The sequence below is a fragment of the Hymenobacter qilianensis genome (assembly GCF_014638675.1).
GTDB lineage: Bacteria > Bacteroidota > Bacteroidia > Cytophagales > Hymenobacteraceae > Hymenobacter > Hymenobacter qilianensis.
In genome coordinates this window covers 1-13,093 of sequence record NZ_BMFN01000001.1, presented here as the reverse complement: position 1 = coordinate 13,093, position 13,093 = coordinate 1, and the positions used below count along the sequence as shown (strand labels likewise).

Below are 13,093 nucleotides of genomic sequence, written 5' to 3'. Positions count from 1 at the left end.
TGTTGCATGACGTTGGCTCAAACTGGTGTTGCATGACGTTTTCTCAAATAGCTATGAGGCAAGCTAAATCACCATCTTTGCAGCATGCTTCGTTTTTCGCGTCTACTTCTGACTTGCATTTCGCTCAGCGCTTCAGTGGCAGCATGTAATTCCGATCAAAAAGCCCCTCAGACATCGACACCGGCAGAAAATGCCCCCCAGCAGTTGCGCGACGACTTAGGGCGCTCCGTCACAATACCGGCTCACCCGCGGCGCATTATGTCCCTGGCCGCATCCATGACCGAAATGCTTTACGCCGTGGCTGATACTGCTACCATTATCGGCCGTACCCAGGTGTGCGACTACCCGAAAGCAGTGCTGAGCAAGCCCGTTGTGAATAGCTACCCGCTGGATATGGAGCGCTTGGTGGCCTTGCAGCCCGATATCGTGTTTACCGTGGAAGGCATCACCTCCCTCGACGACGCCACGCGCCTGCAACAGCTCGGCGTGCAGGTGTATTACCAGCGTTATACCACGGTGCCCGACGTGCTGCGCGGCTTGCGCGATATTGGTCGTATTCTGCACCGTGAACCCCAAGCCCGCCGCCTCACCGATTCGTTGGCCGCGGAGCTGAAGCAACTGGAACAGCAAACGCCAACCGGCTCACGTCCCAAGGTGCTGGCCATTACCTGGCAAGACCCCATTTACGTGTACGGTCAGAATACCCTGTTTACCGACAAAATCCGGCGGGCTGGGGGGCAAAATGCTGTGATAGAGAAGTTTTCGCAGCCTTATCCGGCCCTTACGCGCGAGTACATTCTGCAGCTGAATCCGGATGTGCTGCTGGGGGGCAGTTTTGGAAAGCTCGACAGCACCTTCTTCAAAAGTTATCCGGAACTGCGCCGCATTCGGGCTTACCAAACGCGCCGGATTTACGCTATCAATGGCAACCTGATGGAGCGACCCGGCCCGCGCGTAGTGGAGTCGGTGCGGGAACTACAGCAGTTGCTGCGCCAAAGCCCGGCCCAGCTATGAGCCGCCGCGTCGGGCCCTGGCTGCTGGCCAGCCTGTTTGTTACGTTTTTACTCTTGGTCGCGGGGCTCCGAGTGGGCAGCTTCGACACAGATTATGCCACCATCTGGCGTGCCTTAAGTCATTATGACTCCACCGATCCGGTGCAGCTGGTGCTGGTACAATTGCGTCTGCCGCGCCTTTTGTTGGCCCTGCTGGCCGGTGCGGGACTGGCGTTTAGTGGTTATCTGATGCAGGCAATGGTCAATAATGCCCTGGCCGATCCATACTTGCTTGGTACGGCCTCGGGCGCGTCGCTGGGGGCCATTTTGTGCTTTGCTTTTCTGGATACCTTGGTGCTGGGGGGCTTTTATCTGCCGCCTTTGGCTGCCCTGGCCGGTGCCCTGTTCACCACCATCGTTGTAGTGGCGCTCGGGACTCAGCAGGGCCAACTCCGGCCCGCCCAACTATTGCTGGCCGGCGTAGCCGTGGGTGCGCTTACGGCCGCAGTTGGCAGTCTGGTTACTTTTCTGGCCGCCACCGACGCCAAGCTGAGTACCGTTATTTTCTGGGCTATGGGCAGTTTCGAGCGGGCCGGCTGGAATCTGCTGCCGTATCCGGCCGTGGCGGTCGGTGGGGCTTTATTGCTGTTTACTTTTCTGCAAAAAGACTTGAACGTGCTGCTGCTAGGGGAGGAGCGCGCCCAAGCGTTGGGCCTGAATGTGACCCGCCTGCGCTGGATACTTATCCTCACCGCTTCCGGCCTGACGGGCTGTGTTGTAGCGCTTTGTGGCCCCATCGGGTTTGTCGGGCTCATGATTCCTCACCTCACGCGCTGGCTGCTGGGCGTTACGGGTAGGGCTAATTTATTGTTCTGCGCCCTGCTGGGGGGCAATTTTATGCTTGCCTGCGACTTGCTGGCCCGTCTGCTTTATCCGCCGGCAGGCCTTCCCGTGGGCTTGGTCACCGCCCTTTTCGGCGTACCGTTCTTTGTATATTTGCTGCGGAAAAAGCGCGTCGCGCTTTAATGGGCTGCTAAGTTGATGCGCTATTGTGCTGATTGGTTGAAAGGCTGATTCGTCGCGCTGTTAGTCATTTCATCAAGCACTGCCCCATCTCATTCCATACCGAATATTATCTTACTAGCACCGCAACAAATGATTTACGTCAGCCGCCAGGAGCATTTCAATGCCGCGCACAAGCTGCACAACCCCAACTGGTCCGACGAGCGCAACCGCGAAGTATTTGGCCCCTGCGCCAATACCAACTGGCACGGCCACAATTACGACCTTATCGTAACCGTAAAAGGTCAGCCCGACCCGGACACCGGCTTCGTAATCGACCTCAAACAGCTCAGCAACCTCATTCGCGAGCACATTACCGATCAGGTAGACCACAAAAATCTTAACCTCGATGTGCCTTTCATGCAGGGCAAAATGGCCAGCACTGAGAATTTGGTAGTGGCCTTCTGGGAAATCCTGACGCGTGAGTTAGGCTCCATTTCCTCCGCTCAGCTGCACTGCATCAAACTCTACGAAACGCCCCGGAATTTCGTGGAATATTATGGGGAATAAATAGCTAAATGGCTGAAGGTTAAATGGTTGTTTGCTTAGTAAGGCACAGAAACAATCAGTCGTTTAACCTTCATACATTCATTCATTTAACCCTCACCCATTTAGCCGTTTATTCTCTTGAAATATTACTTGATTGCCGGCGAGCGTTCCGGAGATTTTCATGCCGCCAACCTGATGCGTGCCCTACGCACAGAAGACGCTGCGGCCGAGTTCCGGGGCTGGGGCGGTGATATGATGGAGGCCGCGGGGGGAAAATTGGTGCATCATTACCAGGAGATGGCCATTATGGGTTTCCTGGAAGCGGCCACCAGTATCCTGAAATTTCGTGGTTTCCTGAAGGAGTGTCAGCGCGATCTGCTGGCGTATAAGCCGGACGTTTTGATTCTGGTCGATTACGCGGGCTTCAATCTACGGGTCGCCAAGTTTGCCAAGCAGCACGGCATCAAGGTGTTTTACTACATATCGCCCAAAATCTGGGCCTGGAACCAGGGCCGCGTGCACACCGTGAAAGCCGTGGTTGACAAGATGTTTGTCATCCTGCCTTTCGAGCGGGAGTTCTACCAGCGTTTCGGCTACGATGTAGACTACATCGGCAACCCTACCGTAGACGCCGTAGCTGAGCACGAAGCATCCACTGACTTCCGCGAACGAAACCGGATTCCGGCCAACAAGCCGATTATTGCCGTGCTGCCCGGCTCGCGCAAACAGGAAATCGAGAGCATGCTCTACGTCATGCTTTCCGTGTTGCCGCCGTTTCTGAATTATCAGTTCGTCATTGCTGCCGTTTCCAACCTTGACCGCAACTATTACCAGAATTTTCAGCGCAGCGAAAACATCACCATCGTCTCCGATCAAACCTACGACTTGCTTCGCCACGCCGACGGCGCCATGGTCACGTCCGGCACCGCCACCCTCGAAACCGCCCTCTTCGACGTGCCGCAAGTAGTTTGCTACAGCACTAGCGCTATTTCCTACACCATTGCCAAGGCATTGATAAAAGTGCCTTATATCTCCCTGGTGAATTTGGTGGCGGGAAAAGAAGTGGTGAAAGAATTAATTCAGGGCGAATTCAACTCTCGCAACCTCGTGCAGGAGTTGAAAAATATTCTGGAGAATCCAGAGTATATCGCTCGCCAAAAATCGGATTACGCCGAGCTACGGGAGAAGCTTGGTCGTAGCAATGCTGCCCAGAAGGCGGCTAAGCTGATGATTGGGTATTTACAGTAATGGGTATTTACAGTAATAGACTTAGAGCGTATATAATGGAATGTGCTTAACATTGTTACTTACAAAAGGAAAGGCCAGCAGAGATATCTCCGCTGGCCTTTCCTTTTGTAAGTAACAATGTTAAGCAGCCCGCAACTGCTTCAATGGTGACTTCTCAAACTTGCTTTGAGCATAATCCAAGTCAATAACGAGTTCCTGAACGTCAGTCTCAGAAGGCATATCGAACATCGCATCTGTCATGATGCTTTCGCAGATTGAGCGCAGACCGCGAGCGCCAAGACGATATTCGTCGGCTTTTATAACAATGTACTCCATGGCTGCCTCAGAGAAGGAAAGCTTGATGTTTTCCATCTCAAATAAGCGCTGATACTGCTTCACGATAGAGTTCTTAGGCTCCGTCAGAATCTTGCGCAGCGTAGCGTGGTCGAGCGGGTTGAGGTGCGTAAGTACGGGCAAACGGCCGATCAACTCGGGAATAAGCCCAAACTGTTTCAAATCTACGGCCGTCACGTAGCGCAGGAAGTTTTGGGTATCTACCTTTTCCTCCAGCATCGTTTTGGAGAAGCCCATGGGCTTGGTGTTCAGGCGGCTCTTAATGATGCGCTCGATGCCAACAAAAGCCCCCCCGCAGATGAACAAGATGTTTTCGGTGTTCACCGTAATCATCTTCTGCTCAGGGTGCTTGCGGCCACCATGGGGCGGCACGTTTACTGTAGTGCCTTCCAGCAATTTCAGCATTGCCTGCTGTACCCCCTCGCCGCTCACGTCGCGCGTGATGCTGGGGTTGTCGCTCTTGCGGGCAATCTTATCTATTTCGTCAATATAAACGATGCCGCGCTCGGCTGCTTCCACGTTGTAGTCAGCGGATTGCAACAAGCGAGTCAGGATGCTTTCCACATCTTCGCCCACGTAGCCGGCCTCAGTAAGCACAGTGGCGTCGGCAATACAGAAAGGCACTTGCAGAATGTTGGCCAGCATACGAGCCAAGAAGGTTTTGCCCGTTCCGGTTTCACCCACCATGATGATGTTGGATTTCTCAATCACCACATCATCCTTAGTGCTAGGCTTCTGCATAAGGCGCTTGTAGTGGTTGTACACTGCCACCGACATTACCTTTTTTGCTTCATCCTGGCCTACTACGTACTGATCCAGGTACTCCTTCATCTCGCGCGGCTTCACGAGGTTAAACTTTGGCGTCTTGCTGTTTGAGCGAATCTTGTTCTCTTCGTTCAAAATCTGCTGGGCCTGACCTACGCACCGCTCGCAAATGTGCGCGTTGATGCCGGAAATCATTACCGAGACGTCTTTTTTGCTCTTGCCGCAGAAGGAGCACGTAATATCTGCCATTGCCTGGATTATCAGAATAGGATAGGTAATCTCCGCTCACGCCGGAGCGGCATCAAAGGTACAAAAGGCTAACGCCCTGCGTACAAAAAAAAGTTGCCCCATCGTAGGGCTTCTATTTAAAAGTAAAAATCCCATTTCCGGTTTTCAATCCAGAAATGGGATTTCAATTTGTGTTAGATCGTCATGCAGACCGACCAATAAAGGTAGCTTAAGCTACTTTACGCTCAAGCACCTCATCAATCAGACCATATTCTTTGGCCTCGTCAGCACGCATCCAGTAGTCACGGTCAGAGTTGTCATGAATTTCCTGATATGTCTTGCCAGTGTGCTGCGCCAGAATGTCGTACAGCTCTTTTTTGAGCTTTAGAATCTCACGAGCCGTGATTTCAATGTCAGAAGACTGACCTTGAGCACCGCCGGAAGGCTGGTGAATCATCACGCGAGCGTGGGGGAGAGCCGAACGCTTGTCTTTGGCACCACCAGCCAGCAATACGGCACCCATGGAAGCCGCCAGACCTGTGCAGATAGTAGCTACATCAGGACCTACATACTGCATGGTGTCATATATGCCTAAGCCTGCATACACGGAGCCGCCGGGCGAGTTGATGTAAAGCAAAATATCCTTCTTGGCATCGGCCGACTCCAAGAACAGCAGTTGAGCGGTGATGATGTTGGCAATATAATCGTCAACGGCTGTGCCTAGGAACACGATGCGGTCCATGATTAGGCGCGAGAACACGTCAATCTCAGCAAAGCGCGTGGGGCGCTCCTCAATCACGGAGCGGGTCATGCCCGTAACGGAATGGCGCATCTGGCCTTCCATGTGGTGCAGGTATTGATCGACACCCAAGCCGCTCAGACCTTGGCCTTTAACAGCAAACTTGCGGAATTCTTGTTTATTCAGCATGGCAAATAATAATGGGAGAAGAAGTGTAAAAGCGAAGCCGTCGGGCAACAAAAAAGCCCTAACGGCAAGTAAGGGCTTTTTTGTGGGTTAGAAAACCGGCAGACTAGCGTTGGCTAGCTGCCTGATTCCGGAAGTCCTCAGCCGAAATCGGCTTATCAGTAACAACAACTTTGCCGCGCAGGTTTTCAAGTACTTTCTCTGCCAGAATGGCCTCATACTCGTCTACGTAGTTTTTGCCGTTCTCCTGCTTCAGGTAATTGTCAGCGAAGCTACGGATGGACTCTTGCAACTCTGGCGTCATTTCCATGTTGAATTGACCCAGAATCTTCTGCATGGTGCGCTCCACGATTTCGTCGTTCGATACCTTCAGACCCTGCTCTTCTACTACCTTATTGCGAATCATCGACCACTTCAATTCGCGCTCGTAGTCGTCGTAGTGCTCTTCTACCTGCTCCTCGGTAAGTTTGCCTTTGTTGGCGCGCACCAACCATTTCTTGAAGAACTCTTTGGGTACTTCGATGGTCGTGTTATTTACCATCTGGTCCACGATTTGGCGGTTGAGCAATCCATCAGACTCACGGTCGTAGTTCTCCTGTACCGTAGTACGCACTTTCTCATCAAATTCTTCGCGAGAAGTAATGATGTCTTTGCCGAATACTTTGTCAAACAACTCCTGATCTAGCTCAGGCTTGGTCGTGCGGTTGATTTTCTCAACATTCAGTACATACTCGCCGCTCGCGTTGGCCGCCTCATCTTTCGAAAGACCGGAGAAGTTGGCAATGGCAGAAGCGTCGCCATCGAAAGCATCCTTCAGATCGAACGTTACCGAATCGTTGGCCTTTACACCGATAAATTTATCGACGTTGTTCTTTACCTTATTAATAGGCAGCAATACCGTGCGGCCTTCGCCTTCCTCATCCGCTTTCTTGAGCTTACCATAGAGGTAGTCAGAAGCTTCCGAAGCCTCAGGGTTGGTGCTCTCACCATACTGGCGAGAAATCTGGTCGTAGGTTTCCTGTAGCGTAGCCTCGTCAACACCTATCTGGTGGCGCTCCACATTCAGTGTTTGGTCGGCAGGTAACTCAAAATCAGGTAGTAAGCCTAGCTCAAACTTAAAATCGAAATCCTTCTGGGTGTCAAAGTCAATGTCGCTGGCCACGGGCAGGGGCTCGCCCAGAATGCGCACGTTGTTCTCCTTAATGTAGTTATCAACCGCTTTGCCTAGCAAGCCATTGATTTCTTCCACCAGAATGCTCTTCCCGTACATCTTACGAACCAAGCCCACGGGTACTTTGCCCGGCCGGAACCCTTTGATTTGCGCTCTCTTGCTGTAGTCCTTGAGCTTGTTATCAACCGTGGCAGCATAATCGGCCTCAGTCAGGTGTACTGTCAGGATGGCACTAAGCTGGTCGTCGTTTTTATCGAGGGTAATATCCAAAACAGGTGGTCGGTTAAAGGGTAATGGAAAAGAAATGGGCCGGCAGCCGGTGAAAAAGAAACCCCCAACGGTTGGGTTGAGGGTTTGGGCATTCTTTAAACTACTAAGTGCGGATGGAGGGACTCGAACCCACACGCCTTGCGGCACCAGATCCTAAGTCTGGCACGTCTACCAATTTCGCCACATCCGCCGCAAGGCCAACTGCCTCGGGGCCGCAAAGCTACACAACGAGTCGGGAAATTCAAACCAACTCCGCAATGAGTAGAGAATGATTATAGTAATCCTGCGAAAATTTGCCCCCCAAGCACTTTATTTGATGAAATTCAGCACGGCCAGGTTTCCTTTTGAAGACCACTACGTTCCTTCAAAACCTGATTTTGCCCCCCAGCTATTGAGTCGCACCTTTTTAAGCTGCAGTATTGTTGTAAACACGACTCGTCCGCTAATCATACGCTGAGTTCGTACTTTCGCAGATAACCACGGGGCTTTGGCTCCGCCCGCGTACATGGCTACCCTTATTGATCCTGAAGTAGAGCGCAACGAAATTCTGCGGCATTATCGCCGCTTACTTCGTACTGCTAAGCCTTATTTGCACGGCAACGACGCTAAGCTTATTAAAAAAGCCTTCAATACTTCCTTGGAGGCTCATAAGAATATGCGTCGCAAATCCGGGGAGCCATACATCCTGCATCCGTTGGCGGTAGCGCAGATTGCGGTGGAGGAAATTGGGTTGGGTACCACGAGTATTGTTTCGGCCCTGCTGCACGACGTGGTAGAGGATACGCCGATGGAAATATCGGATGTCGAACGTGAGTTTGGGCCCAAAGTGGCGCGCATCATTGATGGGCTGACCAAGATTTCGGGCGTATTCGACTATGGTACCAGCGAGCAGGCCGAGAACTTCCGCAAGATGCTGCTTACGCTTTCCGAGGATGTACGCGTCATTCTGATCAAGCTTGCCGACCGCTTGCATAATATGCGGACGCTGGAGTCGATGCCCCGGCATAAGCAGCTCAAAATAGCCTCCGAAACTATTTACTTATACGCTCCGCTGGCGCATAGATTGGGATTATACGCCATCAAAACCGAGCTGGAGGACCTTTACTTAAAGTACACCGACACCGAAGTATATAACGACTTGGTGACGAAAGTGCGCCAGAGCCGTAGCGCACGTAATCGCTTTATTAAGGAGTTCGTCACGCCTATCGACGAGGAATTGAAGGCCCAAGGCTTTGATTTTGAGATAAAAGGCCGCCCCAAATCAATTTACTCCATCCTGCGCAAAATGCGCAAGCAGAACGTGACCTTCGATGAGGTGTATGATTTGTTTGCCATTCGCGTTATTCTGGACGTGCCGCCGGAGCAGGAAAAAGCCGCCTGCTGGCAGGTATACTCCATCGTCACTGACTTTTACCAGCCCAATCCCGATCGTCTGCGCGATTGGGTAAGTACACCCAAAGCCAATGGCTACGAGAGTCTGCATACCACCGTTATGTCGCGCACAGGGCAGTGGGTGGAGGTCCAGATTCGCTCCAAGCGCATGGACGATATTGCCGAAAAAGGCTACGCAGCCCACTGGAAATACAAAGATACCGGCACCGTACAGCCTGAATCGACGCTGGAATCGTGGATTGCAAAGGTGCGGGAGATGCTTGAGACCAATAATTCCAGCGCGCTGGAGTTTATGGATGAGTTTCGGCAGAACCTCTTCGTCAAGGAAGTGTATGCTTTTACGCCCAAAGGCAAGCTGGTTATTCTGCCAGACAAGGCAACGGCGCTGGATTTTGCCTTCGACATTCACTCTCAAATTGGCTTGCAGTGCCTGGGGGCCAAAGTCAATCAGAAGCTGCAGCCCTTGAGCTACCAGCTCCGCAACGGTGATCAGGTCGAAATCCTGACCTCTCATAAGCAACGACCTACGGAGGAATGGCTACAGTACGTAATTACATCAAAAGCCCGCTCAAAGATCAAAGAGTATTTGCGGGATGATAAGCGCTCCAAAGCGGAGGATGGGCGCTATCTGGTAGAGAAGCGATTAGAACTACTTGGTGTTGAGAATAATCAGGAAAATCTGAACCGCTTGCTTGCTCATTTCAACCTTTACAACGCGCAGGATTTCTTTTATCGCTTGGCAATCGGCCAGCTCGATGGGCGGGAGATTAAGGTGGAATTGTTCGATCCAACGATTGAGTCGCCTCAATTACCTTCTTCCTTAGACCCTAGATCCTTCGATCAGGAGGTGCAGAAGATTCGGGGGGTGAATGCTAATATGCTCGTCATTGGTGAGCATACCGACAAGTTCGACTATCATATTGCCCCCTGCTGCAATCCGATTCCGGGTGACGATGTGTTTGGTTTTGAAACCGAAACCGAAGGAATTATAATTCACCGCACGTCGTGTCCGCAGGCGGTTAAGCTTATGTCGAACTACGGTAGCCGCATTGTGCGCGCCAAGTGGACCGATCAGCTGGAACTTGCTTTCCTTGCCGGCATTCGCATCAAGGGCTCCGACCGGGTTGGGTTGGTGAACGACGTGACTCGTATTATCTCCAACAGCCTGAAAGTCAATATGCGCTCCATCACCATCGATTCCAATGATGGGATGTTTGAGGGTCAGATAATGGTCTTTGTCAACGATACGGACCACTTACACAAGATGATTCAGCGCCTGAGCAAAGTAAATGGCGTACTGTTGGTGGAACGATTCGCTACTTAAGTTCTTAATAGTCTTAGTGAGCCCTAGTTAGTATAAAAGAATAGGCTGGAGGCTTTTTGTCGGTCTGCAATTGGGTCAACAGTTATTCTATCGAGCAAAAAAGCCCCCCAGCGCTGGATAAAAATTTGGTGATTTAAGCTATCGTCTGAAAGTTGAGCCCGCTAACTCACTTTGCCCGCTTACCTTTGTTACTCCTTATATATAAGGTTGCAGAATGCTTGATAGAGATAAATTTGAGGAAGTGAAGAAAATTTTCACTGCCTATTTAGAGAATAAAGGATTGCGCAAGACCTCTGAGCGCTACGCTATCTTGGAGGAAATATACTCTCGTACTGGCCATTTTGATGTTGAGGAGCTGTATACCGGCATGAAAGCGCAAGGCTTACAAGTGAGCCGAGCCACTGTATACAATACGCTTGACTTGCTAGTAGAGCACGGATTGGTAAGCAAGCATCAATTCGGGCGTAATTTGGCTCAGTATGAGAAGTCCTATGGCTATCGTCAGCACGACCACGTCATCTGTACGGAGTGCCACAAAGTGGTCGAATTCTGCGACCCTCGTATTCACGGCATCCAGACCATGGTCGGGGAACTTTTGAATTTCCATATCTTGCACCACTCTTTGAATCTGTACGGCGTTTGTGGTGATTGTCGCGCCAAAGCCGCCCGCTTACTTTCTGAATGAAAACTGAATCCGCCGTTCAAGACGGTATCCTCTTCGTTCGCCTCTCTGGCGACCTCATCGGCAGCCCCGATTCCCAACCTCTGCTCCAACTTGTCAACGACCACCTTGGTGAGGGGTTAAGTTATTGTGCGATTGACTTGTCTAACGTGCGCTTTATTAATAGCACGGGCATTGGGGTACTAGTCTCTATTCTGACAAAATTCCGCAATCAGGGCGGCGAGCTAGTGCTTATCAATCCTTCTGACCTTGTCCGTAAGCTTTTGGTCATTACCAAGCTCGACGCCATCTTTAATATTGCGGCTGATGATGCATCAGCTGCCGAACAATTGAAAGCTACAACCTAATGCCAGTTGACGTACTTGTTGGATTACAGTGGGGAGATGAAGGGAAAGGTAAAATTGTAGACGTGTTAGCCCCCACGTACGATGTGGTAGCCCGTTTTCAGGGTGGCCCCAACGCTGGCCACACGCTTACCTTCGATGGTTTGAAACATGTACTACACCAAGTACCATCCGGTATTTTTCACCCGCATATTATTAATGTAGTTGGTAATGGCGTCGTACTCGACCCCGTAGTATTCCGGGGAGAGCTACAAAAGCTAACTGACCGAGGAGTAAGCTGGGGGGCAAATCTCTACATCTCCAAAAAGGCGCAACTCATCCTGCCATCTCATCGTGCTCTCGATCGTATTTCGGAAGAGATACGTGGGGGGGGCAAAATTGGCTCAACACTTAAAGGCATAGGGCCCACTTACCAGGACAAGATTGGTCGTACTGGGCTGCGAGTAGGTGATGTACTACTTCCAACCTTTCAAGCCCGTTATGCTGAGGCAGTAGCCCGACACGCGCAGTTTGCTTCCTTTCACGGTCGGGATCTTGAAATTGAAGCGTTAGAAGAGGATTTTTTCTCAGCTGTCGAATTCCTGCGTACCCTTCAGCTTACCGATACAGAGTATTTGCTTAATGATTTGTTGCGCCAAGGAAAGCGTATTCTTGCTGAAGGAGCTCAAGGCTCTTTGCTCGACATTGACTTTGGTACTTATCCTTTTGTTACCTCATCTAATACCGTCGTTGCAGGGGCTTGCACTGGCCTAGGTATTGCTCCTCGTCACATTGATCAGGTATATGGTATCACCAAAGCTTACTGTACTCGTGTAGGTAGCGGCCCTTTCCCCACTGAGCTACATGATGAGGTAGGGGAGAGGATTCGGCAGGCTGGACGTGAATTCGGCTCTACTACTGGTCGGCCACGTCGTTGTGGTTGGATTGACTTGCCATCTCTGCGCTACAGTATCATGCTTAATGGGGTAACAGAACTCCACCTGATGAAGGCCGATGTACTGGATGAGTTCACCGAAATACAGGTATGCACTCATTACAAGACGTCCGATGGTAACGATACAGACCTCTTACCGGATTATGAAGCATTACAGGCATTAACTCCTGTTTATACCACATTACCCGGGTGGCGCACCGATTTGCAAAATATTTCAACAGCTAATGATCTACCTGTCGAGCTTCAATCGTATCTGCAATTCCTTGAGCGTCATTTAGAAGTACCTATCCGTATTGTTAGTGTTGGCCCAGACCGAGTAAGTACTCTTCACCTAAACTAGGTAAAAAGGTACGGTGGGCCTTGACTTATTCAATACTCGCCGTACCTTTGTCATCCTGTTCAAGCAATCGGCTTACAGTACTATTTATTTGAGAATTTCAGCTGTTTCTCTTGGAATAAAGGCTAAAAGCATATTATCTTTGTAGCCCTTTCGCTCAAACGGAGCTTTGTCTAGGATGTTCTGCTTTTCAATACTTACTATATTGAAAATGGAAAGGATTTGAACTTAAAATAATGGTAAGAAGTCAATAGGTCATTATGATCGTTAGCTAATATAGCTTGGTCATATTGGAGCGAAAATAAATCTTGTTCTGTCCTTGACAATTGGTTTTGAATTATAGTATCTTTGCAGCCCGCTTCAATAGGAAGGGGCTTAGTAAGTTGAAAAGTAAAGAAGATTTAATTTCTCTCTCTTTAACTTGCAAATAGAAAAAAGTATTTTACCTTTGCATCCCCTAACGAAAAGACGTTTAGGATTGCAGTAAGGAGAGAGCTACGGGAGTAGCGGCAAGGTTAGCTCAACAGGAGCTAGCGCACGTTCTTTGAATGATTGGAAAAGACAAATTGGTAAGGCTGCCGGCGGTAGGCAACTACC

Annotated in this window: 11 protein-coding genes and 1 tRNA gene; 8 read left to right on the top strand and 4 right to left on the bottom strand. The window is 50.5% G+C overall.

The annotated features are described in order from the left end of the window. Positions 1-84: 84 nt before the first annotated feature. From IEW06_RS00060 to lpxB, 4 genes are all read left to right on the top strand, one after another. Entirely contained in the window at positions 85-1,014 is a 930-nt protein-coding gene (locus tag IEW06_RS00060) for an ABC transporter substrate-binding protein (protein ID WP_188547106.1), read from the top strand. Beyond that, positions 1,011-2,018 carry a FecCD family ABC transporter permease gene (locus tag IEW06_RS00055; protein ID WP_188547104.1) on the top strand — a complete coding sequence of 336 codons (1,008 nt, stop codon included), beginning with the start codon at positions 1,011-1,013 and terminating at the stop codon, positions 2,016-2,018. The genes IEW06_RS00060 and IEW06_RS00055 overlap by 4 nt, the downstream gene beginning before the upstream one ends. Before the next feature lie 129 nt (positions 2,019-2,147). Then, positions 2,148-2,564, top strand: a complete 417-nt coding sequence (locus IEW06_RS00050) for a 6-pyruvoyl trahydropterin synthase family protein (protein WP_187731313.1) — start codon at positions 2,148-2,150, stop codon at positions 2,562-2,564. Between the two features lie 117 nt (positions 2,565-2,681). Beyond that, positions 2,682-3,791: a lipid-A-disaccharide synthase gene (lpxB, locus tag IEW06_RS00045; RefSeq protein ID WP_187731314.1), complete on the top strand. Its 1,110-nt coding sequence runs from the start codon at positions 2,682-2,684 to the stop codon at positions 3,789-3,791. Positions 3,792-3,911: 120 nt separating this feature from the next. Here the strand turns inward: lpxB and clpX are convergent, their stop codons facing one another. From clpX to IEW06_RS00025, 4 genes are all read right to left on the bottom strand, one after another. Continuing rightward, positions 3,912-5,138, bottom strand: coding sequence for an ATP-dependent Clp protease ATP-binding subunit ClpX (clpX, locus tag IEW06_RS00040; RefSeq protein WP_188547103.1), 1,227 nt, complete (start codon positions 5,136-5,138; stop codon positions 3,912-3,914). 208 nt (positions 5,139-5,346) lie between these two features. Then, on the bottom strand, positions 5,347-6,045 hold the full coding sequence (locus IEW06_RS00035; protein WP_133272071.1) for a ClpP family protease: 699 nt from the start codon (positions 6,043-6,045) through the stop codon (positions 5,347-5,349). A gap of 103 nt (positions 6,046-6,148) precedes the next feature. After that, a complete protein-coding gene (gene tig / locus IEW06_RS00030; protein WP_187731315.1) occupies positions 6,149-7,483 on the bottom strand; it encodes a trigger factor in 1,335 nt (444 codons plus the stop codon). 108 nt (positions 7,484-7,591) lie between these two features. After that, positions 7,592-7,673, bottom strand: a tRNA-Leu gene (locus IEW06_RS00025). A gap of 315 nt (positions 7,674-7,988) precedes the next feature. Between IEW06_RS00025 and IEW06_RS00020 the strand changes: the two genes are divergently transcribed. From IEW06_RS00020 to IEW06_RS00005, 4 genes are all read left to right on the top strand, one after another. Next, the gene (locus tag IEW06_RS00020) at positions 7,989-10,199 is read left to right on the top strand and encodes a RelA/SpoT family protein (RefSeq protein ID WP_187731316.1); all 2,211 of its coding nucleotides are present in this window, start codon (positions 7,989-7,991) and stop codon (positions 10,197-10,199) included. Positions 10,200-10,413: 214 nt separating this feature from the next. Further along, a complete protein-coding gene (locus tag IEW06_RS00015; protein WP_187310274.1) occupies positions 10,414-10,884 on the top strand; it encodes a Fur family transcriptional regulator in 471 nt (156 codons plus the stop codon). Then, entirely contained in the window at positions 10,881-11,228 is a 348-nt protein-coding gene (locus tag IEW06_RS00010) for an STAS domain-containing protein (RefSeq protein ID WP_187731317.1), read from the top strand. Before IEW06_RS00015 ends, IEW06_RS00010 begins: the two co-directional genes overlap by 4 nt. Next, the gene (locus IEW06_RS00005; protein WP_187731318.1) at positions 11,228-12,499 is read left to right on the top strand and encodes an adenylosuccinate synthase; all 1,272 of its coding nucleotides are present in this window, start codon (positions 11,228-11,230) and stop codon (positions 12,497-12,499) included. The genes IEW06_RS00010 and IEW06_RS00005 overlap by 1 nt, the downstream gene beginning before the upstream one ends. The last annotated feature ends 594 nt before the right edge of the window (positions 12,500-13,093 follow it).